The sequence below is a fragment of the Komagataeibacter xylinus NBRC 15237 genome, assembly GCF_001571345.1.
GTDB classification, from domain to species: domain Bacteria; phylum Pseudomonadota; class Alphaproteobacteria; order Acetobacterales; family Acetobacteraceae; genus Komagataeibacter; species Komagataeibacter xylinus.
Genome location: NZ_BCTP01000024.1, coordinates 18928 through 45641, shown reverse-complemented (window position 1 = coordinate 45641; position 26714 = coordinate 18928). Strand labels below are relative to the sequence as shown.

Genomic DNA, 26714 nt, shown 5'->3' with positions numbered 1-26714 from the left:
AGGTTACTGATGGGCTGATCCGGTCATGGCGCGCGGATGACTGCGTGCCTGCCCCGCAGCCACTCCGGCCTTTTGCCACGCTGCGGCGATAAGAGGCCGTTTGAACAGGCAAGCACGATAATACCTTGGAAGTATAAAATTCTTTGGTAAAGCTTTTTTCAAAAAGCTTTGAAAAACGTCGCCTTTTTGAAAAAAGGCGACACCCGGAAACTTTTATCTGATAATAAACTACCATCTAAATAAATGGTATTATTATATTTTATCTGGGAATGGCGGACTCGAAAGGATTCGAACCTTCGACCTTCGCCTTCGGAGGGCGACGCTCTATCCAGCTGAGCTACGAGTCCACTCACGCCTGCATACATCGCCACAGGCCGGAACGCCAGCCCCAATCGGGAAAAATCATCGCGGCGCGATTGCGTCCATCCGTCCGGGCAGGATGGGCAGCGGGGCGTCGTGGCCAGCGGGTTCGGCCATCCATGCCGCCGCCGCCGCATCCCCGCCCGAGGGCAGGAAGCGTTCGGGGTGCAGGATCCAGCCTGTCAGGTCCGCCGTCACCTTCTCGCCTGCCCGCCCGCGGGTCAGCAGGTGGTAGCCGTTGGGTATGTAATCCAGCCTTGTGCCATCTGGCATGTGCCGCCACGCCCGCGCCATGGCGGCGGCGGGCACGATCTGGTCGCGCCCACCATACACCACCAGCACGGGGCCATGCATGTGGGCGCTGGCATGGGCGGCCTGATGCATGAGGTCGGTCAGCCCGGCGAGCGCCGTGGTTGATGTGTCGCGTAGGGTCAGCGGGTCGTAGTACAGGCGGGCAAGGGCCAACTGGTCATCGGCTGCGGTCACATGCACGGGCAGTTCGCGCCCGCTCAGCCGCCAGCGCGGGGCCATGGCCGCCATCAGGTGGGTGGTCAGGCGCGCGCCCGCGTCCAGATCCCACAACGCCGGAGCCAGCAGGATCGTGCCTGCTACCGGCAGGACGTCAGGCCGGGCCGCCATTACGGCGGCCAGTGCGCCGCCCATGCTCTCGCCCATGATGTAGAGCGGCACGCCAGGGTGTTCACGCCCGATGGTGGTGAGCAGAGTGCTGACCGTGCGGCGCAGCATGTCCGTGCCCACCCAACCGCCGCGTGCCTGTGTCTGGCCAAAGCCGGGCAGGTCGGGGGCGACCACGCTCAGCCCGGCGGCATTGAGTGCCGGGGCCGGGCGCTCCCACGCATCGCGGCTGTCATTGAAGCCATGCAGCGCTACAATCACCGCGCGTTCCGGCCCACGGGCGGGCCAGAGGCGCAATGGCACGGCACCCACGCCCGCAATATCCACCACGCGGTCAGGCGGTATGAGGCGGGCGAGTCCGGCATGCCGCGCGGGCGGCGTGGGGGCCGGGGCCTCATGGGTGGCGCAGGCGGTCAACATCACAAAAAGCGCTGGATAAAGCAGGCGTGACAGGCGAATGTTTGAAAGCACGGCAATCCTGCGTATCATCATGGGCCAGCGCATGGCCTGCCCATCGGGCGCGCCATGCAAATCCAAGCCGGACAACAACCCGAGGCCGATCAGAATGCAAGCCCTGTCCCACGATCCCGCACCGCACCCCCGCCTGGGCACGATTGAAACCATCGTGGTCGATTCGCGCACCCTGTCCTGTGATGGTGGCCTCGGCGCGCTCGGCCACCCGCGCGTGTTCCTGCGCATCGGCCGTCACCAGACCTTCTGCCCCTACTGCTCCCGCCTGTTCGTGCTCAACCCCGATGCACCGGCGGGTGACGCGCACTGACAGCCTCTACATCCATGTCCAGCGACACGCCACTTCACCTGATCCTGGTGGATGGCTCGGGGTATATCTTCCGCGCCTTCCACGCCCTGCCGCCCATGACCAGCCCCGATGGCACGCCCGTCAACGCGGTCTATGGTTTCACCAACATGCTCTCGCGGCTTTTGCGCGAGCATGCGGGCACGCATCTGGCCGTCATATTCGATGCAGGCCGCCATACCTTCCGCAATGACCTGTATGGCGAATACAAGGCCCACCGCCCCGAACCGCCCGAGGAACTGCGCCCGCAGTTCAGCCTCGTGCGCGATGCCACGGCAGCCTTTGGCGTGCCCGCCATCGAGCAGGCAGGCTGGGAAGCCGATGACCTGATCGCAGCCTACGCCCGCAAGGCCACCGATGCGGGCGGGCAGTGCACCATCTATTCATCCGACAAGGACCTGATGCAGCTCATCCGCCCCGGCGTGATGATGATGGACCCGATCAAGAACCGGCCGATCGGGCCGAAGGAGGTCGAGGCCAAGTTTGGCGTGACCCCGGACCGCGTGGCGCAGGTGCAGGCCCTGATCGGCGACCCGGTGGACAACGTGCCCGGCGTGCCCGGAATCGGCCCCAAGACCGCATCGGCCCTGATGGCGGAATATGGCTCGCTTGATGCCATCTTGGCGGGTGCGGAGGGCATGAAGCCTTCCAAGCGGCGCGAGAACCTGCTGGCCCATGCCGACATGGCCCGCCTGTCCTACAAGCTCGTCACGCTGTGCGAGGACGCGCCCTGCCCCGAGAAGCTGGCCGATCTGGGCTGCTGCGATGTGGACATGGAGCGGTTGGGCGCATGGCTGTCGGATATGGGGTTTTCATCGCTGTTGCAGCGCATGGGGCTCAAGGCAAAGCCGCGCCCGCGCATCTCGGCGCATGACACGCTGGCGGCGGCCCCGGTGGCGCCACGCCCGGCCTTTCCGCCGGAGCCGTATGGCCCCTACATCACCATAACCGACCCCGAGATGTTGCGGGAATGGGTCAGCGAGGCCCGCGCAGGCGGCGTGTGCGCGGTCGATACCGAAACCGACGGGCTGGACCCGCTCACGGCCCCGCTGGTCGGCATCTCGCTTGCGCCGCGCTGCGGGCGTGCGTGCTATATTCCGCTGGGCCATCAGGTTGACCTGATGGACAGCGCGGGCACACCCCAGATGAAGGCGCAGACCGCGCTGGAAATCCTCGGGCCGCTTTTTGCCGATCCGTCAGTGCTCAAGGTATTCCAGAACGCCAAGTTCGACCTGCTGGTGCTGACACAGGCAGGCAGCGTGCAGCCTGCCCCGATCGATGACACCATGCTGATCTCTTACGCGCAGTCCGCGGGCCAGCACGGGCAGGGCATGGATGAGCTTTCGCGCCTCACGCTCGATCACACGCCCATCCCCTATGATGAAGTAACCGGCACGGGCCGCAAGCGGGTCGTGTTCTCGCAGGTGGCGATTGACCGCGCCACGCCGTATGCGGCGGAAGACGCGGATGTGACCCTGCGCCTGTGGGAGGTGCTCAGGCCCCAGCTGCGCAACAACAAGGCACTGGCGCTGTATGAGGAAATGGAGCGCCCGCTGGTGCCCATTCTGGCGGATATGGAGCGGGCGGGCATCAAGGTCGATGCCGATGACCTGCGCGCCATGTCCACCGAATTCGCGGGCCGCATGGCAGTGATCGAGGCCGAGATTCACAAGCTGGCCGGGCGTGACTTCAATGTCGGCTCCCCCAAGCAGCTTGGCGAGATCCTGTTTGACGAGATGGGCCTGCCCGGCGGCAAGCGCACCAAGGCGGGCGCATGGGGCACGGATTCGGCGGTGTTGCAGGACCTGGCCGACCAGGGCCACGACCTGCCCGCGCGGATCCTGGCGTGGCGGCAACTGGCCAAGCTCAAGAGCACCTATGCCGATGCGCTGCTCAACCAGATCAACCCCGCCACGGGCCGCGTGCACACATCCTTCCAGATGGCGGTAACGACAACGGGCCGCCTGTCATCGAACGACCCCAACCTGCAGAACATCCCCATCCGCACGGAAGAGGGCGGGCGCATCCGCCGCGCCTTTGTGGCGGAACCGGGTCATGTGCTGGTCTCGGCGGATTATTCACAGATCGAACTGCGGCTGCTGGCCGATGTGGCGGATATTCCCGCATTACGCGAGGCGTTCGAGCTGCGGCAGGACATTCATGCCCGCACCGCCTCCGAAGTGTTCGGCATTCCGCTTGAGGGCATGGACCCGCTCACGCGCAGGCGTGCCAAGGCGATCAATTTCGGCATCATCTACGGCATCAGCGCTTTCGGGCTGAGCCGCCAGCTTGGCATTTCCCCCGGTGAGGCACGGGGTTACATCGATGCCTATTTCGCCCGTTATCCCGGCATCCGCGACTACATGGAGCGCGTGAAGGCGGAGGCACGCAAGAACGGCTATGTCACGACACCCTTTGGCCGCCGCTGCTTTGTGCCGGGCATTGCCGAGAAGAGTGCGGTGCGCCGCAACTATGCCGAGCGGCAGGCCATCAATGCCCCGTTGCAGGGGGGGGCGGCCGACATCATCAAACGCGCCATGGTGCGAATTCCTGCCGCCCTGTCCGATGCGGGGCTTGACGGACGCATGCTCCTTCAGGTCCATGACGAACTTGTGTTCGAGGTGCGCAAGGATGATGCTGATCGTCTGGCAGCCCTCGTCAAACAGGTCATGGAATCCGCGGCGGCCCTGTCTGTGCCCCTGGTCGTGGAAACCGGGACCGGAACGAACTGGGCGGATGCACACTGATGATGCGAAATGAACGGGACCGGTTTTTCATGCTGGTCGGGTTGCTGATACTGGCGGTCTCCTCGGTGGCGGGGTATTTCGGCTACCGTTATTCCGATAGCGCGCCCGTGCCGCTGACCACTTATGGCAACCCGGTTGGCGGGTCGTTCAGGCTGATCAACGGGGCGGATGGCTCGGTGCTCGACACCGACTTCCGTGGCCGGTGGATGCTGATCTATTTTGGCGATACCCATTGCCCTGATGATGTATGTGGCGCGACCGTCAAGGCGATGGCCGAGGGCGTGGAAGCGCTGGGCCATGACCGCGTGCGGCTGGTGGTGCCCATTTTCATCACGCTTGACCCCATGCGCGACAACTCCGACGTGCTGCGCACCTATGCCCTGCGCTATGGCTCGCATGTCACGGTCATGACCGGCTCGCCCAAGATGATCCAGGCCGTGGCCAAGGAGTATCATGCCCCTTACGTGCGGCGTGATGGCGCCAATGGGGATTACAGCATGGAGCCTGCCAGCCAGATCGTGATCATGTCGCCCACCGGGCGCTATGAGGGCAGCCTGCCCGCCACCGCCACGGCAGCCGACATCACGGCCCGCATGACGGAACTCATGTCACCCGCGGCGCATAACTGAACCGGGCGGGCCAGCGCATGCGGGCATTGTGCCATCGGCTGGGCATTGTCGTGCTCATGCTCAGCGGCCTGCACGCGCTGCCTGCCACGGGCTTTGCACAAGGCACGCAGGGCAGCCCGCATCGCGGCGGCACCCTGCGGCTGACGGCGGCGAGTGCTTCCGGCACGCTTGACCCGCAGATCAGCTACACCAGCCAGTACATGCAGCTTGCCACCGTCATCTATGACGGGCTGCTCACCTATCCCAAGCTGGAGGGGCCGGCAGGCAACCAGGTGGTGCCTGATCTGGCCGAGGCCATGCCCGAGCCGCGTGATGGCGGCCGCACATGGGTGTTCACCCTGCGCGATGGCATCCGCTTTTCAGATGGCACGCCGGTTACGGTGGAGGACGTGGCAGCGTCCCTGCGGCGCATCTTCAAGGTGGGCACGCCCACGGCAGGTTCGTTTTACGGTACCATAGTGGGGGCGGATGCCTGCCTGCGTAATAGTACGCACTGCACGCTGCAAGGCGGCGTGGAGACCGACCCCGCCACCCGCCGCATCACCATCCGCCTGACCCAGCCTGACTCGGAATTCCCGCAAAAACTCGCCTTCGGCCATGCCACCATCCTGCCAGCTTCCACGCCCGCGCATGACCTGGGCAATGTGGCCGCCCCTGGCACGGGGCCGTACCAGATCGTGTCATCCGACCCCGAGCGCGGGCTGGTGCTCGCGCGCAACCCCTATTTTCATGAATGGAGCGAGGCGGCCCAGCCCGATGGGTATGTGGACCGTATCGTTTATGATTTCGGCCTGTCGGAAGAAGATGCGGTTACCGCCGTCGAGCGCGGGCAATATGACTGGATGGCGGGCCTCAAGCCGCTTGACCGGCTGGGCGAGATCGGCAGCCGCTACACGGCGCAGGTGCATGTATCGTCGCTTTATGGCCTGATCTTCCTGCCGATGAACGTCAACATCCCGCCCTTTGACCAGCCCAAGGCGCGCGAGGCCGTAAACTACGCGCTTGACCGCCGCGCTATGACCATCCTGTACGGCGGGTCGGGCATTGCAGCCCCGCTGTGCCGCATGGTGCCCCCCGGCCTGCTGCCCGGTGATGGCGCGTGTGCCTGGACGCGCGGCGCCGACCCCGACCACCCGGCAACGCCCTGGGCGCACCCGGACCTGCAACGCGCCCGCCAGCTTGTGCATGAAAGCGGCACGGAGGGCATGGACGTGACCCTGATCGTGCCCGCCACCGCCATGTATGTGAGCATGGGCACCTATCTGCGCGACATGCTCGAGGCGATTGGCTACCACGCGCGGCTGCATCCGCTCTCGCCCGCCATGGAGGGCACTTACGCGGCCAATACCGCCAACCATGTGCAGATCAGCCTGCTGGGGTGGTATGCGGATTACGCCTCGCCCTCCAACTTTCTTGACACATTGTTTGGCTGCGAGAACTTCCATCCCGGTTCCGACAGTTCCATCAACATGTCCGGCCTGTGCGACCCGGTGGTGCAGGGGCTCGTGGCGCGTATCCGTAGCGAACCCGACCCGCACGTGGCGCTGGCATTGTGGGGGCAGGTGGATGACCGCATCACCCGCCTCGCACCCGGTGCCCCCATGATCAGCACGCGGTATGTCGATCTCGTCTCGCCCCGGCTGGGCCATTATTTCGTGACCAGCCTGTATCACATGGCCTTTTCACGCGTGTGGGTGCAGTAAGGAAGATACGGAATAAAAGTTTTTGGGTGCCGCCTTTTTTTCAAAAAGGCGGCGTTCTTTGAAGCTTTTTGAAAAAAGCTTAACCAAAAACTTCTTTAAAATAAAAAAAACCGCCAGCTTCACTGACGGGGTCTGTAAACGAGGCGTCAGGCCGCCGTAATCAGAGCATGGACTTCGCGCGGGCTTCCACCTTGGCGCAGGCCTGCTTGCGGATGTCGCTCGAGGCATCCTCGAGCGAGATGGGGGCCTTGCCACCCACCTTCAGCAGGCCGGTCGAGCCATCGGCGTAGGACATGTTGCCCTTCTGGTTGGACGGCACGTCGTTGGTCTTCTTGTTGAAGGCCGCGAGCACCGGCCACGCTTCAGACGCGGTCAGGTAGTTGGACTGGATGCAGTAGTTCATGATGCCGCCGAGATCAGCGGGCTTGGCGGAGGCAACGGCGGAATACACCGTATCAGCCGAGAGCGAACCCGGCTTGATCTGCTCGACCTGGTTGGCAACGCCTGCGCCCGTGGGCGGCGAGACTTCAGCGGCATGGGCCGCAAGCGGTGCTGCGGCCAGCACGGTTGCGAAGGCACTGGCGGACAGGACGCGACCGAACGACACCATTTCATTATTCCTTGCACTGTTCATCAGGCGGGCACGGCAGGCGCCCACTCAATTGTGAAACTATGTGTCAGGCATAACACGATGGGCGCGCGCCACACCCCTGCGGCGGATATGTCAGGCATTCGTCTTTTCGATATATGGCGCCCTTGTCATGCGCTTTGTGCGCCATAAACCCCTGTTGTCAGCCAGTATTGCCCACCGGGTGCCGGGCGCGCGCAAATGGCGCATGTGGTCAATAAGTTGTGATAATGCTTAATGTTCCCGGCTTTTCGCATGCAAAACGGGCCTGCGGCGCAATCATGATTGAGTCCGCCCCCACTTCGTGGGAATGCTGTGGGTTCATGCCTTTCACCCCACTGCACGGGATCAACATGCAGCATTTGCGCCTTCTCCTGAAAGATGTCTGGTACCTGACCCGCCCCTATTTCGTGTCGGAGGACAAAAAATGGGCCTGGGGCCTGCTCGTGGCCGTTCTGGTGCTGACCTTCTCCATCGTGGGGATGGACCTGCTCCAGTCCTTCTCGCGCAATGTGTATTACACGGCGCTGCAGCAGCGTGATGCCACCACCTTCCTGCGCGGGCTGTTCTGGTATGTGCATAATGACAGCGGGTACGTGCCCGGCTTCTTCATCATCACCATTCCGGCCATCCTGTTCAGTGTCTATGCCACCTACCTGCAACAGATGCTCGGCCTGCGCTGGCGGCGCTGGCTGACCGCGCGCATGACGCGGCAGTGGATGGAGCACCAGACCTATTTCCGCATCGCCATCACCACGTCGGGCCTTGAGGCCGGGGCCGACAACCCCGACCAGCGCATACAGGAGGACCTGAACAGCTTCGTGACCGATACGCTGACGCAGTTCATCAACCTGCTGTCCAATATCGTGACGCTGTTCAGCTATGTCGGGCTTTTGTGGGTGCTGTCCGGGCCGCTGGAAATATGGGGCATGTCCATACCGGGCTATTTCTTCTGGGCCGCACTCATCTATTCCGTGGTGGCGACGTGGGTCACGCATCTGGCGGGGCACAAGCTGGCGGGGCTGCAGTTCTTCCAGCAGCGCGCCGAGGCCGATTTCCGCTACAGCCTCGTTCATGTGCGCAACAATGCCGAAGGCATCGCGCTCTATCGGGGCGAGGCGGAGGAACAGGCCGGGCTCGACCGATCCTTCGCCTCCGTTTATGGCAATTTCCTGTCCATCATGCGCCGTACCAAATGGCTGGGGCTGCTCACCACGGGGCTTGATGTGGTGTCGGGCAACTTTGCGCTGCTGATCGGCTCGATCCGCTACTTCGCGGGCAAGATGAGCTTTGGCACGCTCATGCAGCTGGTCATGGCGTTCTCGCGCGTGCAGGGGGCATTGGGCTGGCTGTCCAACTCCTATGCCGCGCTGACCACATGGCATGCGGAGGTGGCGCGTCTGGCCACCTTCCAGCGCGTGATGGACCGCGCGCAGGCCATGCAGAGCGAGGTCAGCCTCATTGCGGCCCCCGCCGGGGCGGGCATGCAGGTCAGCGGGCTGGACGTGTTCCGCCCCGATGGCACGGCCCTGCTCAGGGGTGTGAACCTTACGCTGCCGCATGGGCAGATGACGGTGGTGACCGGCCCGTCGGGCACCGGCAAGTCCACGCTGTTCCGGGTGCTGGCAGGCATCTGGCCGTTTGCAAAAGGCACGATCACGCGCCCTGACGTGCCGATGATGTTCGTGCCCCAGCGCCCCTACATGCCGACTGGCACGCTGCGCCGGGCCGTGACCTATCCGGCGGACAGCACGGCCTATGCCGCAACACAGGTGGCGCAGGCGCTGCAGCAGGTGGGCCTTGGCGCGCTGGTGCCACGCCTTGAAAACGAGGAGCCGTGGGGGCAGATCCTCTCGCCCGGTGAACTCCAGCGCCTGGCCTTCGCGCGCATCGTTCTGGCGCGGCCGGGCTGGGTGTTTCTGGATGAATCGACCTCGAACCTCGATGCCGCGTCCGAGGCCGCCCTTTACGCCCTGCTGGCCCAGACCTGCCCGGGCATGACGGTGGTGTCGATCACGCACCGGCAGTCGGTGGTGGGCATGCATGAAAATGCCATTGACCTCACCCCCTTTGCCGTGGGTGCGACCGACGTGGTCAGTGCGGACGCATCGCCCTGACCATCAGCTCGGTATTGTGGCGCATCATGCTGATGTAATCGGGTGCGGGGCCGCCCGCGGTGGAGAGCGCCTCGGCATAAAGCTCGCCGCCGGGCTGCGCCCCGGTGGCGTGGGCGACCTGCTGCACAAGGCGCGGATCGGTCGCGTTTTCAAGGAAATAGGTGGTCATGCCGCTTTCGCGGATCTGTGCGATCAGCCTGCCCACATCGGCGGCGGAGGCTTCGGTCTCGGTCGAGAGGCCCTGTGGCGCCATGAAGGTCACGCCATAGGCGCGGCCAAAATAGCCAAAGGCATCATGGCTGGTCAGCACGCGCCGCCGCGCGGGGGGGATGGTGTCGATCGCGGTGCGGATGTCATGGTCAAGGGTCTGGAGCTGCGCGGCATAGGTTGCGGCGGAGGCGCGGAAATCATCGGCATCCGCCGGGTCGGCGGCAATCAGCGCATCGCGGATGTTGTTGGTCCATACAATCACGTTGGGCACGCTGTTCCACACATGCGGGTCGGTTTCCACCTGCTGGCCATCGTGTTCGGTGTGGATGTCGATCCCGTTCGAGACGATGACGGGCTTGCCCTGATAGCCCGCCGCGTGGGCAAGGCGGCCAAACCAGCTTTCCAGCCCCTCGCCACTCATGAACACGACATCGGCCTGCCGCAGGGCGCGGGCATCATCGGGGGCGGGTTCGAATTCATGCGGGTCGCCATCGGGCGGCACCAGTGATGTGACCGCGACATGCGCGCCGCCTACATGCGACACCACATCGGCCAGCACGGTAAAGCTGGCAACGGCATGCACCACATGCGGCGCGGGGGCTGCATGGGCAGGCTGGATGGACAGGAAACCGCAGAAGCCCAGAAGGCAGGTGAGGCGGCGCATGTCAGTGACTCCGGAAAGGGGATGAACCACCCCCCGCGCGGATTCCGGCGGGGGAGGCAAGAAGGGAGAACAGGTAGGCGGCCGAGCAGGTGAGGATGATGCACGGCCCCGCCGCCAGCCGGAAATGGTAGGACACGAGCAGCCCCGTGAAGCCCGCCAGCATGCCCACCGTGGCCGAGAGCGCCATCATCGGCACGAGGCGGCGTGTCCATAGCCGGGCGGTGGCGGCGGGCACCATCATCATGCCGACCGACATGAGCGTGCCCAGGGCTTCAAACCCGGCCACGAGGTTGATGACCACAAGGAACAGGAACACCATGTGGTACAGCGCGCCGCGGCTGCCGGTCATGCGCATGAAGCCGGGATCGACACATTCCATGACCAGCGGCCGCCAGATGAAGGACAGCAGGAACAGGCTGAGCGTGGTGATGCCCGCCATCAGGTACAGGGCAGGCCCGTCAATGGCGAGGATGGTGCCGAACAGCACGTGCAGCAGGTCGATGTTGGACCCCCGCGCCGAGACGATCAGCACGCCCAGCGCCAGTGACGTGAGGTAGAAACTGGCAAAGCTCGCATCTTCCGCCAGGTGCGTGCGGCGGCTGACCAGGCCTGCCAGCAGCGCCACCCCCAGCCCCGCCGCGATGCCGCCCAGCCCCATGGCCGTAAGCGACAGCCCGCCCGCCGCCAGAAAGCCTATGGCGGCACCGGGCAGGATGGCGTGGCTCATTGCATCGCCAATCAGGCTCATGCGGCGTAGCTGCAGCAGCACGCCCACCGGCCCCGCCCCCATGCCCAGCGTGATGGAGGCGACCAGCGCGCGACGCATGAAGCCGAAGGTGGCGAACGGCTCCCATAATCCGGCCAGCATGCTCATGCCGGGCCACCTGCCCACGGGGTGGCCTGCGGCGTCTCGTAGGCGCGTTGCAGCGTGCCCGGCGTAAGGATGCGCGCGGTCTCGCCCCAGATGGCCTGCCCGCCCGAGAGCAGCACCACATGGGGAAAGCAGGTGCGGATCTGGTGCATGTCATGCAGCACGGCAATGATGGTACGGCCCTGCGCGTGCCATTCGCGCACCAGTGCCAGCAGGTCCTGCGTGGTGGGGGCATCAAGTGCGGTGAACGGTTCATCGAGCATGATGACGGAGGCATCGGTCATGAGCAGGCGCGCGAACAGAAGGCGCTGGAACTGCCCTGCCGAGAGTGCATCGATCATGCGCCCGGCCTGTTTTTCCAGCCCCACGCGGCACAGCGCATCGGCCGCGCGCTGGCGCACGGCAGGGCTGGCCGCGCCAAAGGCCCCGGTCTGGCGCCATGCGCCACCGAGCACCATGTCGGTTACGCTGATGGGAAAGGCGCGGTCAATGATGCGGGCCTGCGGCAGGTAGCCAAAATCCTGCGCGCGCAGGCCCCCGAGCGTGATTTTGCCTGCGGCCAGCGGCACCTCGCCCAGTATGGCGCGCAGCAGGGTGGACTTGCCCGCGCCATTGGCGCCTGCGATGGCGGTCATGCTGCCGGGCGCGAAGCTGCCGGTTACATGCTGCCACACCGGCGTGCCGTTGAGTGCGACACCCGCATCATCCAGCCCGATGGCGCCATGGCTCATGGCTGGGCCACGGCCCAGGCCACCAGCCCCCATAACAGGCCACAGGGCAGCGCCATGCACACCAGGCGCTGCCACCCCGCGCGGGCCATCCATGTAAGCGGCAGGGGCGTTGCCGCCTTGGGGGCAGGGTGGGGCATTGTCGTGTTGTGGTCCTGCGGGGCGTGACGGGCGGCAGACGGGGAGGGGAATGGCATGGGAACGCCCAAAGTGTTATAATATAACATTCGTCTACAGCACGGGCTTGCCATCCGTCAAGCGAAGGCTGCATTGTTACGCCATGCGCATGGCATGATCGGGGTGAAACGGGTGAGCTTTCATACATGGCTGCTGTTCGCCGCCACCGCCTTCCTGCTCTCGGCCATGCCGGGACCGAACATGATGCATGTCATGTCCATCAGCGTGCGCCACGGCCTGCTGCGCAGCACGGGGGTCATGGCGGGGTGCATGCTGGCCATCGTGCTGGTGGTGTGCGCATCCCTTGCTGGCATGGCGGGCGTGCTGGCCGCCTCGCCCCGGCTGTTTGCGGTGCTGCGCGTGGTGGGGGCGGCCTATCTGGTGTTTCTGGGCGTGCGCGTGTGGATGGCGCGCGACACGGCAGGCGAGGATGCGCAGGCGGCGGCCCCGCGCCCGGCCGCTCCGTGGCATGAACTGTTCCGTGATGGATTCCTGACCGGTATCAGCAACCCCAAGCTGCTGCTGTTTGCGGCGGCCTTCCTGCCGCAGTTCGTCAATCCCGCAGCCGCGCACATGCCGCAATATGTCCTGCTCGTGACCACCTTCGTGTTTGTGGAGGCGTTCTGGTACCTGGTTTACGCGGGCGGCGGGCGCATGCTGTCGGCCTGGTTGCGCACACCGGTGGTGCGGCGGGTGTTTGGTATCGTGACCGGGCTGGTATTCATGGGGTTCGGAGCCATGCTGCTACTGGCGCGCGTCTAGAGCAATTCCACAGGGCTCTGGCTCAGTGGAATTGCTTTGGCTCATTATTTATCGAGCATCTTCGTCAGTTCGAATGTGACCATTCAAACTGGATCTGCTCTGGAAAACCAGTTGTAAAACAGCTTATGGACGAAGGATTTCAGAGTGTCGCCTTTTTCAAAAAAGCGTTGTCCTTTCAAAGCTTTTTGGAAAAAAGCTTTCTGACTGATGGCGTCCGGGCCGGATGGGCGTGGCCTGCGCCCGAAGGGGCAGGGTGGCCGGAAATGGAGCACCCGTTCCGCCTGCGTGCGGTATTGCGGCGCGGGCCGCTGTAAATGCCACGGGCGGAACGTGTTTTTCAGTATCGATTCCATATAGTTGTGCCGTATCGCACTGTGCTGGCTGCAAAAGCCGGGTCATCAGGGGTGGTTGGTAAAGTAGGCGCATCTATATACAACCATATATAGACATCTGTATCTATAAGGACACAGTCATACGCTATATGACGATTACGTGATTAATATATTTATGCTGATATAGACGTTGCGGCAGGCGGGTTATATACGGCCATGCATGTTCAAAATGGCTAACGAAATGGAATCAGCATGGCCAGAATGACCGCAGGTATGGCGTGGATGCTTTCGGCCAGTCTTGGCGCATTGCTCATCCCCTCCGCTTACGCACAGGGCACGGATGCGGACAAGGGCAAAAAAGCCCTTCAGGCCGCCAAAAGCACCCCTGCCGCAGATGACGCCGTAGGCTCCGCCAATGCGGAGGAAATGACCGTGATCGGCCATCACCGCATGGTGGCGGGCGCTGCGGCCAACTATAACAAGAAAATGGCCAATCTCGGCCCGCTGGGCACGCGCCGCACGCTTGATACGCCCATGTCGATCATGACCGTGCCGCATGACGTGATCGTCAACCAGCAGGCGCGCAACATCAACGACCTGATGCAGTACATCCCCTCGGTGCAGCTTGAAACGCGCGCCGACCCCGGCACCAGCCGCCCGCAGTCGCGCGGGTTCGAGGCGGATGTGATCTCCAACAGCCGCATCGACGGGCTGAACGCCTTTACCGTTACACCTTATGCCGCCGAGCAGTTCGACAACGTGCAGGTGCTCAACGGCCTTGCAGGCGCCCTGTATGGCCCCCAGAACCCGGCGGGCACGTTTGAATACGGCCTCAAGCGCCCGACCGACGAGCGCATCAACCGCCTTGTGGTGGGTGTCGATTCCGTTGGCACGCTGATGGAAAACGTCGATGCATCGGGCCGCGCGGGCAAGCATGGCTGGTTTGGCTACCGCATCAACCTGCTGCATGGCGATGGCACGTCCTATGTGCAGGACAGCTGGGTGCGGCGTAACATGGTCAGCGCCGATTTCGATATCCATTTCGACCGCGATACCGTGCTGGAACTCGATGCCAGCCATTACACCTTCGATGAGCGCGGCATGCCCGCGGGCGTCAACCTCAAGGGCTACAACCTGCCCGCGGCCCCTGACCTGAGCAAGCCCCATATGGGGCAGGACTATTCGGGCTACAATTCCGAGAACAACGTCTTCCTCGCCAAGCTCAAGCATCGCATCAACGATAACTGGAGCTTTGTCATCGGCGGGCTGTACCAGGATTCCGGGCGGCAGGTGTTTGAATCAGCGGATTCACTGACCAACAACTCCGGCGGCTATACGCAGGCGCTGTCGGCCGCCACCACGGTGAATGACTTCAAGGTTGGCAGCAACATGGCCTATGTCAACGGCCATGTGCGCACGGGCTTCATCAGGCATGATCTGGTCATTGGCACCAATGGCTACATGGAAGGCGGCTATAACCCCCTGAGCGGGCAGAGCTACACCGCCATCAAGTCGGGCTCGCTGTATAACCCCACCGTGGCGGCCAATGGCCCGCAGCCCTATTACAGCGGCAAGTATGAATCGCAGTACGTGCGCTACCAGTCGATGATCCTGGGTGACACGCTGCATTTCAACAAGCACTGGTCGGTCATGGGCACGCTGGCCTGGAGCTGGCTGGATCAGGACGCCACGAGCACCACGACGGCAGCGAAAAACACCACGAGCATCGAAAACGGCTATACCGTCACCACCACCCATCTGGCCAAGGGTGCCACCACCAACAGCCGCGCCAATGCGGCCTTCAGCCCCATGGCCAGCTTGGTCTACAAGCCGACCGACAACCAGACCGCCTATTTCACCTATGGCCGTTCGCTGCAGGCGGGCACGACCGCCCCGGCCGATGCGCTCAATGCCAATGGCCTTACATCCCCCGTGCACAGCGAGGAATATGAGGTGGGCTACAAGATGCAGTGGCGCCAGATGCAGTTCAACGTGGCGGGTTTCCGCGCCACGCGCAGCTATGCTTTTTATGAAGGCAGCAACACGCTGTATGGCAATTTCGGCACGCAGCGCAATTATGGCGTGGAGTTCCAGGCCATGGGTCACATCACGCCCCGCCTGTCGGTTATCGGTGGCATGACGTGGATCGATGCGGAGGTAACGCATGCAGCCTTCGCCGCCCTCAACAACAAGGAAGTTGTGGGTGTGGCTCCGCTGCAGGCCAATGCGCTGATGGATTACCGCATTCCGTTCCCGCGTGGCTTCGCGCTCAATGGTCTGGCGGTCAATGCCAACGTGCATTACACGGGCCGCCGGGCTGCGGATATTACGAATTCGACCTATGCCGGTTCCTACGTAACGCTTGATATGGGCCTGCGTTATCCGTTCCGTGCGGCAAAGCACCCGTGGATGGCCCGCTTTGGTGTGACCAATGTGGCCAATGAGCGGTACTGGTCCTCGGTCTATAATGGCACGGTCTCGAGTGCGGGTGTCACGACCAAGGATGCCACGGCCACGTCGCTCAACAGTGGCAGCGTCGCCTATGCCGGCATGCCGCGCGCCTTCCACTTCACGCTGGAAGCCGACTTCTAAAAACACCGTTCAAAAAACAGTACATGTTTTTGGGTGCCGCCTTTTTTTAAAAAGGCGGCATTTTTTTCATGAAGTGCCGCGCACTCGCTTGTGATGGCAGGCAGGGGCGCGAAAGGCAGGCGGTGTGCTCATATTCCCTTCAACCATAAGGGAAGGAACGCCACCATGACCGAACCCACACCCCCGACATTGACCGACTGCCCCATCGGGCTTGATGCCACCGGCACGCGGCGCGAGAAGGATTCGATGGGCGAGATTGACGTGCCCGCCAGCCATTACTGGGGGGCGCAGACGCAGCGCAGCCTCGTGCATTTCTCGATCGGGCGCGACCATATGCCCATCGAGGTGTGCCATGCCTATGGCATCGTGAAAAAGGCGGCCGCCCAGGTGAACGCCGCTGACGGGCGCATGCCGCAATGGAAGGCCGATGCCATCAGCCGCGTGGCCGATGAGGTGATCGCGGGCAGACTCGACTCCGAGTTCCCGCTTTTTGTCTGGCAGACCGGCTCGGGCACGCAGACGAACATGAACGTGAACGAGGTGATCGCCAACCGCGCCATCCAGCTTCTTGGCGGCACCATTGGCTCCAAAAGCCTGGTTCACCCCAATGATGACGTGAACATGGGCCAGTCGAGCAATGACTCGTTCCCCACAGCCATGCATGTGGCGACATTGCTTGAAATCGACAGCCGCCTGCTGCCGCGCGTGCGTGAACTGATCGAATGCCTGCGCAGCAAGGCGGAGGAATGGATGCAGGTGGTCAAGATCGGCCGCACCCATCTGCAGGATGCCGTGCCGCTTACGGTGGGGCAGGAATGGTCGGGCTGGGCGCAGCAGCTGGAAGATGCGCTTGAAGCGGTCGAGGCCGCGCGCCCGGGCCTGTTGCAGCTTGCGGCGGGCGGCACGGCAGTGGGCACCGGGCTGAACGCCCCGCCGGGCTTCAGCCGCGCCATTGCAAGGCGCATCGCCGCCCTGACCGGCAAGCCCTTTGTGACCGCACCCAACAAATTCGCGGCTCTTGGCGGGCTGGATGCCATGGTGCGGGCCTCGGCGGGGCTGCGCGGGGTTGCGGTGAGCCTGCTCAAGATTGCCAATGACATGCGCCTGCTCGGCTCCGGCCCGCGCTGCGGGTTGGGTGAGCTACACCTGCCGGAAAACGAACCCGGCTCCTCCATCATGCCCGGCAAGGTCAACCCGACCCAGTGCGAGGCGATGGTGATGATCTGCACGCAGGTGCTTGGCAATGACGCCACGGTGGCGTTTGCGGGCAGTCAGGGCCAGCTTGACCTGAACGTGATGCGCCCGGTGATCGTGGCCAATGTGCTGCATGCCATCCGCATCCTGGCCGATGGCTGCCACAACTTCCGTGTGTTTTCGGTGGCGGGCACCACGCTCAACCGCAAGCGCATTGAGTCTTACGTGGCGGGCTCGGTCATGCTGGTCACAGCCCTCAGCCCCGAAATCGGTTACGACCGGGCCTCGGCCATTGCCCATCAGGCCATGGAGCATGATATCAGCCTGCGCGAGGCCGCATTGGCCTCCGGCTTTGTCGACGGCGCGACCTTCGACCGCCTCGTCCGCCCGCTCGACATGGTGGGCAAGGGTGTAGGCGGCGCCTGACAGGATAAAGATTTCCGGGTGCCGCCTTTTTTCAAAAAGGCGGGCTTTTTCGCAGCCAGTTGAAAAAAGCCGCACCCGGATGATGCCTGCCTGCGCTGTGGCGTGAACCCTGACGATGATCCTTTCCCGAGGGCATGGAAAGGGGGAGGTAAAAAGGGCGCTTTGGTTGGTAGTTTCTTTGAAAGTAAAATAATGCTGTTAAATCAATAGGTTCCACGAAGAGTGTTCCCCGCACACGCAGGGATAAACCTGTCTCATTTACGAAGGCGCTGCGCCCTGCGTGTTGACCTGCAGCGTGAACAGCGTATCGCCCGCGCACATGAACACCACATCGCGCTTGGGGCCGCCGAAGGTCAGGTTCGACACCCCGCGTGGCAGGCGGATGCGCCCGATCATGTGGCCGTGGGGGTTGTACACCACCACGCCGCACAGCCCCAGCGGCCCGTTGGCCCCGCACCACAGGTTGCCGAAAATGTCGGTGCGCATGCCATCGGGAATCATCGCGTGCCCGTTCAGCATCATGTCGGCAAACGGGCGCAGGTTGCGCACTTCGCCGCCTGCCACGTCAGCGGCATGGATGCGTCCGTCCCCGCCCTGGCCGTTCTGCCCCGGTCCCGGCCCGTCGGCCAGGATTGAACGGATGGATGACTGGCGGCATGGGGGCCTCCCTTTGATGAGGATGGATCACGACAGGACAGCCCGGCCCCTGCAGGGGCCGGGTGACGCCGCATGAAAGGCGATCCTGAAAATATAGCTCGAAGTTTTAAAAAAAGACGGCTTTCAGTTCTGGATATCCTGCAGCACTTCAAAGCCTTCAAACACCGGCGGCCCTGCCATGAGCGGCTTGCGGTTGCCCGCATGCGCGTGGGCAGCACGAAACTGCTCGGACTGGGTCCAGCCTACAAAGGCTTCATAGGAGTTCCATACGGTATGGGAGGCGTAGAGGATGTAGTCCTCGTGCGCGGGGCCCTTGAGGAACTGGAAGCTGACAAAGCCGGGCACGGTGCGCAGATGCACCTCGCGGCCCAGCCACCGCTCACGGAATTCGGCCTCGTTCTCGGGCGGGATACGGAAACGGTTCATGGCGATATACATGTGTCTGGCTTCTCCTCAAAAGCTGTTCTGAAAGCCTACCTGCGCTCCGGCTGCAGGGCGCGCCGCAGGGGCAGGGTAACGCATGGCGGGGGTATTTCCACCCGCTTTGCACGGCGTGGCGCGGCACTGCCTGAAAATAAATCCGTGATGAAAAAACTGATGGAAGTTTTTGGCGAAGCTTTTTTCAAACGGCTTCGGAAGACGTCGTCTTTCCGAAAAAAGCAGCCATGAGGGCGCACCATGCACATCGGGCCAGATGATGACATTGCGGCGTAACGCACCGCCCGCAACCTGCCTTTCCACCCGCGCAGGGGCGGCCTTTCAGCGGCGCTCCGAATCCGCGCCGCTGCCCTCATCGGTAATGCCCGCGCGTGAGGGGGCGTCCGCGCCGGGTTCCACCGTGCGGCTCATGCGGGCAATACCGGCATCATCGCCAAACCCCTGGCCCGACACACGGCGGCGGAGGGCGGGGTTTTCCGCCAGCACGGTGGCCAGCGCCTCGGGGTCGGTGCGTTCGGCTTCATCAAACAGGGCATCGGCGCGGGCCTGGTCGCCCGCGCGTTCGGCGCGCAGGCCGGCTTCGGCCAGATGGCGGGCGGCTGCGTGCTTGTTTCCGCCGTCATCACCGGGGCGGTCATCATCATTCATCGAGCGCGGCATGGGCCTGTCTTTCCTGTCGTGTTGGGGCCGGGTGGCCCATGGGCAGACAACACGCGGGGCAGGGGCATGGTTCGCCGCCAGCGTGCATGGCTACTGCTCGGCCAGCGTATAGACGCTGCTGAAGTCAAGGTCGCGCGCCACATAGATCTGCACCATGTTGCCCTGCTGCACATACAGGCTGGGCGGCACGTTGCTGGTCTGGGCCAGGATGACCTTTTCCACCTCGCTGACAACGGAATTGGTATTGTCGCTGCTGGTGGTGATGCTGGTGGTGCCGGGCTTGGAGGCAAGGTTGGTGATGGCCTGCACCATCATCTGCCCCACATTGGTGATGATCGACACCATGATCGCATCGCCAAAGCGCGCCCAGAAATGCGTGTTGACCTTGCCCTTCACCCCGCTGCCCCCAAGCGGCGTGGTGCCGGGGCTGAGCAGGTCGATGGTCACGCCCTCGGGGTTGCGCAGGCGCAGCCAGTTCACGAAAATACGCTTCTGGCCATATTGCAGGGCGGAAGTGACCTCGCCTTCCGCCACCGCACCCTTGTCGATCAGGCGCACCTTGCCGTTGATGGAATAGACATCATGGCTGACCCGGCAGGTGACCAGTCCGGGCAGGGTGGTGTTGATCTCGTTGATCGTGCCACACGGGATCAGCGTGCCCTTGCCCACGATCAGGTTCTGGCCTTGCATCATGCTGGCATGGGTCGTGGGCGTGCTCTCGGGCTGCAGGCGGGTCAGGAGCGGGTTATCGGTCTTGGTTGCCGTCGTGGCCGCAGCGGGAGTGGCGGCCGGGGCTGCCGTGGTGTCGGCCACGGGGGTGGCGAAGGTGAAATCATGGCCGAGCCTGCGCTTCATGGCGGCGTCCTGCGCGCTGTCCACCACGGCGGCGGGTGCGGTCACGGGTGCGGCCTGCGCGGCGGGCGGGCACGAGGCCTGTCCCTGCCCATCGACCATGACGGTGCTGCCGGGGCACCTGAGGGTAAGCTGGGCCGCATCCTGCGCGCGGGCGGCGCTGGCCCCTACACACAGTGCCAGCACGCAGGTTGCGGCCACGCGCTTCATGATGCCCCGTCACGCACGACCCGGCGCACCATGGGCGAGATGGTGCCGCCCGGCGTGCTGCCCAGCGAGGGGTTGAACCCGTCATTGACCACGCCAATCACGAGGCTGCCGTAGCGGATGCGCCATTGGCGGGCGGTCATCTGGGCGGCGAGGATATTGTGGTCGCGCCCCAGCACCACGGCGTTGACCACCGTTTCCTGCCCGCTTTCGTTCATGACATACAGCGTGGGCAGCACCCCGTTTTCAGGGAAGCGGAAATAGGTGAAGCGATAGTCATCCCACACGTTCAGCGGGGCGATGGCCCGGTCCTGCGTGCCATCCGAGCGGCGATAGGCGGTATTGTGCGGCCCGTCGCCATACGGATCGGCCAGTTCGGCCTCGATGTGGCGGGCCTGTGCTGCGGCAGCCTTTTTGCCATCATTTTCATCGGGGTAGACATAGGTCAGTTCCACCGTGGCCTGCGCCAGCGCCCACGGCGTGGGGGCAAAGACGGTGCGCATGACGCCATCCGCCCCCTTTTCCTGCTGGCCGCCCACGTAATGCAGCAGGATATGGTAGGTGCGGCGGTCGGTCACGATGGCCAGGTTGGTGTCGCTCTCCTGCGCCTTGGGGCGGATGAAGCAGTGGTTCTCGCGGCAGGCGAAGGACCAGCCGCCTTCCTCGCCAAAGGCGTGGGTGATGTAATGCTCATCGGGGGCGAGGGTGATGTCGGTCGCAATTCCCACCACGCCGTCGACTTCCACCGTATCACGCGGGTTATAGATGACCGACTTGATGCGGTAGTCATAGGGTGAGGCGCTCTTGCGCCCCGTGGCCCCCGCAGGTGCCGCGCACAGGACGGGCGCCATGAGGGCCGCCACCAGTGCCATGCGCCATGCGCCGTGGGGTGTGCGGATCATGGGCGTGCCGCCTGTGTGCCGGAGGTGGTGGCGGACGCGCTCGCGCGGCCCGAGAGTTCAGGCGGCGGCGTGCGGTTGACCGGCACCAGATGCCACATGTTGGGCTGGGTTACATGGCCGGTCCGGGGCGCGCAGCCAGCCAGCAGCAGGCCCATCGCCACGCCCATGCCCAGGCGCGCGCCAACGGGCCGCAGGCGTGAAAACATGCGGATAGCCCGCCTCACAGACCGGGCAGCCCGACCCTGAACCGGACCGCTACCGATTGCTCAAATCCGTCTCTTGACATCGTTCGCATGCGAAAAGGATAAAAAAGCCCCCTGTTATTGGCAAGTCCGGGAAGGAAGAAATGCAGCGCCGGTTCCTTCTCGCGCTTCTGGCGTGGCTTTCATGTGGCCTGATCGGCCCGGCGCGGGCAAGCGTGCCCGCTGTGCCGCTGGCCACGCTTGCGCAAAGCTGCGCGCCCGATACCGCGCCCCGCACGCTCATGCTGGTCGCGGCACAGGAATCAGGGGGCGTGCCGTGGGCCATTCATGTCAATGGTCCGTACCGCCTGCCCCGGCCACCCGCTAGTCTGGCCGAAGCCACCGCCACCGTGCGCTGGCTGGCGGCCCACGGGCATGATTTTGATACGGGGCTGCTGCAGATCAACAGCCGCAACGCCACGCGGCTGGGGCTGGACCCCGCAGCCCTGCTCGAGCCATGCCGCAACCTGCGCGTGGCCAGCCTGATCCTGCATCAATGCTACCGCGCCGCCCTGCCCGGTGGGGCCAGCCCGCAGGCCGCGCTGCGCCATGCGCTGAGCTGCTACAATACCGGCAGCCTCACGCGGGGGCTGCGCAATGGCTATGTCGATGGCCTGCTGGCCCGCGTGGCCCAGCCCACAGCCCCCACAACGCTGATGATCCCCGTGCTTGAGGCCCCGCCCGCCCCGTCCGATGACGCACCCACGCCCCCGCCGCAGGCGCCACAGCCCGCAAGCCCGCCCGGCCACGACCCGCAGGGCGATGACGCGCCGGGGCAGGACGCCTTTACGCATGCGCCGCGCGATGTGTTCACCCCACGGGCGGCCCCCCGGGACTGAATGCCCGGGCGCAGACCTGCATCGTGCAGGCGGCGGCCATGCCCAAAACCACCACGGCAGATGGGCGGCCTGCATGTAATATCAATATCCTGATCCGCCACCACCGTGGCGGTAGCATGCAACGGAGTATCCCATGTCCGATCTGATCGTTATCGGCTTTGACAGCCAGAACGAAGCCACGGCCGCGCTGACCGAATGCAAGAAGCTGGAAAAGGAATACCTGCTTGACCTTGAGGACGCGGTTGTCGTGGTCCGTGGGGCGGATGGCAAGCTGCACCTGCAGCAGAGCATCAACCTTGAAAAGGTCGGTGCCTCCTATGGCCTGTTCTCGGGCGGGTTCTGGGGCGCGCTGGTCGGCCTTCTGTGCCTGAACCCGCTGGCAGGCTTTGTCGCGGGCAGCATTGTCGGCGCTGGCGCCGGGGCGCTGGCGGGCAAGATGTCCGATTACGGTATTGATGACAATTTCATCAAGTCGCTTGGCGCGACCATTCCCGCCAATACGTCTGCCCTGTTCGTGCTGGTGCGCAAGTCGCAGCCCGACAAGGTGCTGGCTGACCTGAGCCAGTTCAAGGGCCACGCCCGTGTGCTCCAGACCTCGCTCTCGCCCGCCAATGAAGGCAAGCTGCGCGCAGCCCTTGGCCAGATGGCCGCGGCCGCTCCTGTCGCCTGAAGATTTGTTCCCCGCAAGGCCGTCGCGCCTGCGGGGAACAGCGCCATCAGAAAGTTTCTGGTGAAGCTTTTTTCAAAAAGCTTCAAAGAACGCCGCCTTTTCGAAAAAAGGCGGCACCCGGAAACTTCTATCAATCATTTATTTTCAGGTCATTTCTGCCCGGTAACTCACGCTGGGCCGCCACGGCGTGTGCCACACGCAGCCGTGAACCGCCTGCGCGGCGGAGGGTGATAGGGTAGGGGCATGCGCTTTCCCGGTTTTTCCCTGACCCTGCGCGGCATGGCCGTGGCGGGCATTGTGTTCACCCTTGGGCTTGCCAGCCCGTCGGGGCAGGCTGGCGCGCGTGAGGCGCTGCACACGGCCTGGACCTCGCAGCGCGTGCTCAATGCCGTGGCCGTGGCGGATAACGGGCGCATGTTCGTCTCTTTCCCGTATTGGGGCGGGGGTGGCGGCGGCCCGAGTGTGGCCGAGGTCGATGCGCAGGGCGTGCCCCATGCCTTCCCCGATGCGCGCTGGAACCATGCCGATGGCACGAAGGGCGACATGCAGCCTTTCGTGCGGGTCAACGCCCTGCGCATCGGGCCGGACGGGTTGCTGTGGGTGGTGGATTCGGGCGATGCCAATGTCGGCGGGCCGCCCAACCCTATGGGGGGAGCGCCTGCGCGGCTGCTGGCCTTTGACATCACGACCGGGCAGCCCGTGCACATCATCTCGTTGCGCGCCAGCAGCACGCCGCACAGCTATATCGACGATATCCGCTTTCATAACAACACGATTTTCGTCACCGATGCAGGCGATCCCGCCCTGATCGTGGTCAGCCAGCGCACGGGGCAGCAGCGCCGCGTGCTGGCCCATGACCGTTCCACCACCGATGAACGCCCGATGTATGCCGAGGGCCGGCTGCTGACCACCGGCGGCCACCCCGCCCGCGTGCATGCCGACCAGCTCGAGGTCTCGCCCGATGGGTCGAAACTCTATTTCCAGCCCAGTTCCGGCCCGCTATGGGTCGCCCCCACCGCCGCGCTGGAAAACCCGGACCTGCCCGCGCCGGATCTCGCCCGGACCGTAAGGCTGTTCTACAACACGCCCACGACCGGCGGCACGGCCATTGATGGCGATGGCAACCTGTATGTATCGGATGTGAACCGGCTGCGTATCCTGCGCCTGACCCCGCAGGGCAGGGCCACCACGCTGGTGCGCGACAGGCGGCTGGTCTGGGCCGATGCCATGTGGATCGACAGCCACGGCACATTGTGGATTCCCGCAGTCCAGCTCAACCGCACAGCCAGCTTCCAGCCTGATGGAAAATCACGCCTGCGCCTGCCGGTTGCGATCTATACCATGGACCTGCACCTCAAACCGGTGCGCTAGGAGCATGTGATAAAAGCTTCCGGGTGCCCCCTTTTTCAAAAACGCGGCGTTCTCCCGAAGTTTTTTTAAGAGACTGTGTGAAAAGTCGGTCCGGAAAACATCCAGAAATCATAAGAACGTTTTTGGTGAAGCTTTTTTCAAAAAGCTTCGAAGAACGCCGCCTTTTTGGAAAAAAGGCGGCACCCGGAACCTTACTGGTTTTTCAGAGCTGGAGAATGCTCGAGAAGTCAAAATCCTGCCCCGCCGGGTTCTCGCCCAGCCGGATAACGGTCGGCGTGGGCATGCTGTATGGCGGCACGGGCAGGTTGTAGGGCGCGGGCGCACCGCGAAACACGCGCCCGGCAAGGTCGAATTTGGAGCCATGGCACGGGCAGGCATAGCCGCCGGGCCAACCGGCTTCTCCCTTGCCCTCGGGCAGGGGTTTGTAGGCAGGCACGCAGCCCAGATGGGTGCAGATGCCCACCACCACGCCGTAGCGCGGGTCAAGCGAGCGGTGCCAGTTCGTGGCATAGGGCGGCTGCTGGTTGTCGTGCGATGGCCCATCGCGCAGGCGGGCGGCCTGGGCCGCATCCTGCAGCACGGCCAGCGCCTCGGGCGTGCGGTGGGTAATGAAAACCGGCTTGCCCTGCCAGGTCACGACAATCTGCTGCCCCGGCGGCAGGGCGGATATGTCTACGTCCACCGGCAGGTGGGCGGCAGCGCTGTCACGCGGGGCAAGACTTTGCAGGAAAGGCCACAGGCATGCCCCGGCCCCCGCAGCAGCGGTGGCGGTGGTGACAAGCCCGAGGAAATTCCGGCGCCCCCCGGGGGCGGGTTGTGTATCCGACGCGTTTTCCATCATCATGTTTTTACTGCGCTCCTCCGCCAAAAGGAAGAGGATACAGCGCGCCATGCGTCATGTTGCTCCAGCCGTGCCGCACAGGCAGAAATATGGGGCGCACCCATCCGCGCATGGCGTCATGCCCGCTGCCCTGCCGAACCATGAGAAAGGTATTGTTGATGCGTCTGATCCTGGCCCTTTTGCTGCCCTGGCTACAGTTTTTCACCATCGGGCGGCCCTTCGCAGGCATCGTGTGCCTGATCCTGCAGGTCACCGTCATTGGCTGGATTCCCGCCGCCATCTGGTCGGTCTATGCGCTGAGCCAGTTCACCACCGATCGCAAGATTGCGGGCATGAAACGCTAACGGGACCGGCATGAAACTCTATATCTATGATCACTGCCCCTTCTGCGTGAAGCCACGCATGATTTTCGGCCTCAAGCATATGCCGGTGACCGATATCGTGCTGCTCAATGATGACGTGCAAACGCCCACCCGCATGATTGGCCGCAAGATGGTGCCGATTCTGGAACAGGACGGCCATTTCATGGGGGAAAGCATGGATATTGTCGCCCATGTCGATGCCTTGGATGGCAAACCCCTGCTGACCGGCCCCACGCGCCCCGAAGTCATCGGGTGGATGAAGGAGATGCACGAACCCTACCTGAACCTGACACTGCCGCGCACGGCGGCAACGCCCCTGCCGGAGTTCGCGACCACGGCGGCGCGGCTGTATTTCATCCGCAACAAGGAGGAGATGGTCGGCCCGTTCTGTCAGCGCCTGGCCGAAAGCCCGGCCCTGATCGCCCGCATCAACGCGGCATTCCCCCGCCTGTCCGGACTGATTCGCAGCCCGGACGCCGTAAACGGCCAGCTTTCAACCGATGACATCCATCTCTTTCCCTTCCTGCGCAACCTGACGCTGGTGGCGGGCCTTGTATGGCCCGAGCCGGTACGGGCCTATGCCACGCGCATGGCGCAGGCCACCGGCATTCCGCTGCTTGACGCCATGGCGGCCTGAGCGGGGCGTGCCAGCCAAGCGCATGGCAGCCCCGCCGGGTTGCTACGGCAGGAAACTGTCAGCCCGGCATGGCCGTTTGCGGTGCAGGACACGCCCGGCATCACAGGGAGGGACACCATGCCAGCATTTCACGACACGCCGCTCCTCCCCGCCAGGCGTGGCGGCACGCCGTTCGAGGTCTGGGTCCGTCAGGCGCTGCATGCGCGATTCGACCGGGTCTTTGCCGAAAATCTGCCCCATGAAATTCTGGTTCACTTAGCCCAGCCCGACCCGATGCCCCCTGGCCTTGCGGAACATGACGGTGAACCGGGACTGAATGGCTGAGTCCCTGATGGAACGGGTTGGTCAGGTGTGGATTTTTTTCACCATAATCCGCCCGAGTCCCCTGCACAGGAAATTGCAGGCGTAAAGAAGGGCGCAAAAAGAATCCTGATTATGGCGGA

General features: G+C 63.9%; 28 protein-coding genes, 1 tRNA gene and 1 pseudogene. 15 read left to right on the top strand and 15 right to left on the bottom strand.

Going from position 1 to position 26714, the window contains the following annotated elements; all coding sequences use genetic code 11:
* Window positions 1–270: 270 nt before the first annotated feature.
* Window positions 271–347: transfer RNA gene (locus GXY01S_RS10585), tRNA-Arg, on the bottom strand.
* Between the two features lie 55 nt (window positions 348–402).
* Entirely contained in the window at window positions 403–1485 is a 1083-nt protein-coding gene (locus GXY01S_RS10580; RefSeq protein ID WP_165165717.1) for an alpha/beta fold hydrolase, read from the bottom strand.
* A gap of 76 nt (window positions 1486–1561) precedes the next feature.
* On the opposite strand from GXY01S_RS10580, the gene GXY01S_RS10575 reads away from it, so the two are divergent.
* Genes GXY01S_RS10575 through GXY01S_RS10560 form a run of 4 tightly spaced genes read left to right on the top strand, consistent with a single transcriptional unit; the run spans window position 1562 to window position 6892 of the window.
* The gene (locus GXY01S_RS10575; protein ID WP_061274867.1) at window positions 1562–1777 is read left to right on the top strand and encodes a zinc-finger domain-containing protein; all 216 of its coding nucleotides are present in this window, start codon (window positions 1562–1564) and stop codon (window positions 1775–1777) included.
* A gap of 14 nt (window positions 1778–1791) precedes the next feature.
* Entirely contained in the window at window positions 1792–4560 is a 2769-nt protein-coding gene (gene polA, locus GXY01S_RS10570) for a DNA polymerase I (protein ID WP_061274865.1), read from the top strand.
* Entirely contained in the window at window positions 4560–5189 is a 630-nt protein-coding gene (locus GXY01S_RS10565) for an SCO family protein (protein WP_061274863.1), read from the top strand. Before polA ends, GXY01S_RS10565 begins: the two co-directional genes overlap by 1 nt.
* Before the next feature lie 17 nt (window positions 5190–5206).
* The gene (locus GXY01S_RS10560) at window positions 5207–6892 is read left to right on the top strand and encodes an ABC transporter substrate-binding protein (protein ID WP_061274861.1); all 1686 of its coding nucleotides are present in this window, start codon (window positions 5207–5209) and stop codon (window positions 6890–6892) included.
* Between the two features lie 160 nt (window positions 6893–7052).
* Here the strand turns inward: GXY01S_RS10560 and GXY01S_RS10555 are convergent, their stop codons facing one another.
* Entirely contained in the window at window positions 7053–7502 is a 450-nt protein-coding gene (locus GXY01S_RS10555; protein ID WP_061274859.1) for a DUF2501 domain-containing protein, read from the bottom strand.
* Between the two features lie 341 nt (window positions 7503–7843).
* On the opposite strand from GXY01S_RS10555, the gene GXY01S_RS10550 reads away from it, so the two are divergent.
* Entirely contained in the window at window positions 7844–9637 is a 1794-nt protein-coding gene (locus tag GXY01S_RS10550; protein WP_242501176.1) for an ABC transporter ATP-binding protein/permease, read from the top strand.
* On the opposite strand, the gene GXY01S_RS10545 is transcribed toward GXY01S_RS10550, so the two are convergent.
* Genes GXY01S_RS10545 through GXY01S_RS18180 form a run of 4 tightly spaced genes read right to left on the bottom strand, consistent with a single transcriptional unit; the run spans window position 9615 to window position 12307 of the window.
* Window positions 9615–10511, bottom strand: coding sequence for a metal ABC transporter solute-binding protein, Zn/Mn family (locus GXY01S_RS10545; protein ID WP_061274857.1), 897 nt, complete (start codon window positions 10509–10511; stop codon window positions 9615–9617). The genes GXY01S_RS10550 and GXY01S_RS10545 overlap by 23 nt on opposite strands.
* Before the next feature lies 1 nt (window position 10512).
* Complete coding sequence (locus GXY01S_RS10540; protein WP_061274855.1) at window positions 10513–11385, bottom strand: metal ABC transporter permease; 873 nt, start codon at window positions 11383–11385, stop codon at window positions 10513–10515.
* A complete protein-coding gene (locus GXY01S_RS10535; RefSeq protein WP_370664432.1) occupies window positions 11382–12113 on the bottom strand; it encodes a metal ABC transporter ATP-binding protein in 732 nt (243 codons plus the stop codon). The genes GXY01S_RS10540 and GXY01S_RS10535 overlap by 4 nt, the downstream gene beginning before the upstream one ends.
* Window positions 12110–12307: a hypothetical protein gene (locus tag GXY01S_RS18180; RefSeq protein WP_129551462.1), complete on the bottom strand. Its 198-nt coding sequence runs from the start codon at window positions 12305–12307 to the stop codon at window positions 12110–12112. Before GXY01S_RS18180 ends, GXY01S_RS10535 begins: the two co-directional genes overlap by 4 nt.
* A gap of 112 nt (window positions 12308–12419) precedes the next feature.
* Between GXY01S_RS18180 and GXY01S_RS10530 the strand changes: the two genes are divergently transcribed.
* Window positions 12420–13049 (top strand): LysE family translocator, encoded by a 630-nt coding sequence (locus tag GXY01S_RS10530; RefSeq protein WP_061274883.1) that lies wholly within the window; start codon window positions 12420–12422, stop codon window positions 13047–13049.
* Window positions 13050–13132: 83 nt separating this feature from the next.
* Here GXY01S_RS10530 and GXY01S_RS18175 read toward each other — a convergent pair whose 3' ends face one another.
* Complete coding sequence (locus GXY01S_RS18175) at window positions 13133–13402, bottom strand: hypothetical protein (protein WP_129551461.1); 270 nt, start codon at window positions 13400–13402, stop codon at window positions 13133–13135.
* Window positions 13403–13633: 231 nt separating this feature from the next.
* Between GXY01S_RS18175 and GXY01S_RS10525 the strand changes: the two genes are divergently transcribed.
* A complete protein-coding gene (locus GXY01S_RS10525; protein WP_082770837.1) occupies window positions 13634–15973 on the top strand; it encodes a TonB-dependent receptor in 2340 nt (779 codons plus the stop codon).
* Between the two features lie 165 nt (window positions 15974–16138).
* Entirely contained in the window at window positions 16139–17593 is a 1455-nt protein-coding gene (gene fumC / locus GXY01S_RS10520) for a class II fumarate hydratase (RefSeq protein ID WP_061274849.1), read from the top strand.
* A gap of 258 nt (window positions 17594–17851) precedes the next feature.
* Here the strand turns inward: fumC and GXY01S_RS10515 are convergent.
* A pseudogene (locus tag GXY01S_RS10515) lies at window positions 17852–18226 on the bottom strand (SMP-30/gluconolactonase/LRE family protein); the annotation flags it as partial.
* Window positions 18227–18373: 147 nt separating this feature from the next.
* On the bottom strand, window positions 18374–18688 hold the full coding sequence (locus GXY01S_RS10510) for an antibiotic biosynthesis monooxygenase family protein (protein WP_061274845.1): 315 nt from the start codon (window positions 18686–18688) through the stop codon (window positions 18374–18376).
* On the opposite strand from GXY01S_RS10510, the gene GXY01S_RS18170 reads away from it, so the two are divergent.
* Window positions 18689–18919: a hypothetical protein gene (locus GXY01S_RS18170; protein ID WP_146222784.1), complete on the top strand. Its 231-nt coding sequence runs from the start codon at window positions 18689–18691 to the stop codon at window positions 18917–18919.
* Window positions 18920–19009: 90 nt separating this feature from the next.
* Here the strand turns inward: GXY01S_RS18170 and GXY01S_RS10500 are convergent, their stop codons facing one another.
* The 4 genes from GXY01S_RS10500 to GXY01S_RS10485 form a co-directional block, all read right to left on the bottom strand.
* On the bottom strand, window positions 19010–19348 hold the full coding sequence (locus GXY01S_RS10500) for a hypothetical protein (RefSeq protein ID WP_061274841.1): 339 nt from the start codon (window positions 19346–19348) through the stop codon (window positions 19010–19012).
* 90 nt (window positions 19349–19438) lie between these two features.
* Entirely contained in the window at window positions 19439–20410 is a 972-nt protein-coding gene (locus GXY01S_RS10495) for a TrbI/VirB10 family protein (protein ID WP_061274839.1), read from the bottom strand.
* Window positions 20407–21309: a TrbG/VirB9 family P-type conjugative transfer protein gene (locus GXY01S_RS10490; RefSeq protein WP_082770836.1), complete on the bottom strand. Its 903-nt coding sequence runs from the start codon at window positions 21307–21309 to the stop codon at window positions 20407–20409. Before GXY01S_RS10490 ends, GXY01S_RS10495 begins: the two co-directional genes overlap by 4 nt.
* A complete protein-coding gene (locus tag GXY01S_RS10485) occupies window positions 21306–21515 on the bottom strand; it encodes a hypothetical protein (protein WP_061274837.1) in 210 nt (69 codons plus the stop codon). The genes GXY01S_RS10490 and GXY01S_RS10485 overlap by 4 nt, the downstream gene beginning before the upstream one ends.
* Window positions 21516–21655: 140 nt before the next feature.
* On the opposite strand from GXY01S_RS10485, the gene GXY01S_RS10480 reads away from it, so the two are divergent.
* The 3 genes from GXY01S_RS10480 (at window position 21656) to GXY01S_RS10470 (ending at window position 24431) form a co-directional block, all read left to right on the top strand.
* On the top strand, window positions 21656–22390 hold the full coding sequence (locus GXY01S_RS10480) for a lytic transglycosylase domain-containing protein (protein ID WP_061274835.1): 735 nt from the start codon (window positions 21656–21658) through the stop codon (window positions 22388–22390).
* A gap of 133 nt (window positions 22391–22523) precedes the next feature.
* Window positions 22524–23060, top strand: coding sequence for a DUF1269 domain-containing protein (locus GXY01S_RS10475; protein ID WP_061274833.1), 537 nt, complete (start codon window positions 22524–22526; stop codon window positions 23058–23060).
* 279 nt (window positions 23061–23339) lie between these two features.
* Complete coding sequence (locus tag GXY01S_RS10470; protein ID WP_061274879.1) at window positions 23340–24431, top strand: L-dopachrome tautomerase-related protein; 1092 nt, start codon at window positions 23340–23342, stop codon at window positions 24429–24431.
* A gap of 202 nt (window positions 24432–24633) precedes the next feature.
* Here GXY01S_RS10470 and petA read toward each other — a convergent pair whose 3' ends face one another.
* Window positions 24634–25269 (bottom strand): ubiquinol-cytochrome c reductase iron-sulfur subunit, encoded by a 636-nt coding sequence (gene petA, locus GXY01S_RS10465; protein WP_061274877.1) that lies wholly within the window; start codon window positions 25267–25269, stop codon window positions 24634–24636.
* A 161-nt stretch (window positions 25270–25430) separates the two neighbouring features.
* On the opposite strand from petA, the gene GXY01S_RS10460 reads away from it, so the two are divergent.
* The 3 genes from GXY01S_RS10460 (at window position 25431) to GXY01S_RS10450 (ending at window position 26595) form a co-directional block, all read left to right on the top strand.
* Complete coding sequence (locus GXY01S_RS10460; RefSeq protein ID WP_061274831.1) at window positions 25431–25616, top strand: YqaE/Pmp3 family membrane protein; 186 nt, start codon at window positions 25431–25433, stop codon at window positions 25614–25616.
* Between the two features lie 10 nt (window positions 25617–25626).
* Complete coding sequence (gene grxB / locus GXY01S_RS10455; protein ID WP_061274829.1) at window positions 25627–26271, top strand: glutaredoxin 2; 645 nt, start codon at window positions 25627–25629, stop codon at window positions 26269–26271.
* Window positions 26272–26388: 117 nt separating this feature from the next.
* Complete coding sequence (locus GXY01S_RS10450; RefSeq protein WP_061274827.1) at window positions 26389–26595, top strand: hypothetical protein; 207 nt, start codon at window positions 26389–26391, stop codon at window positions 26593–26595.
* The last annotated feature ends 119 nt before the right edge of the window (window positions 26596–26714 follow it).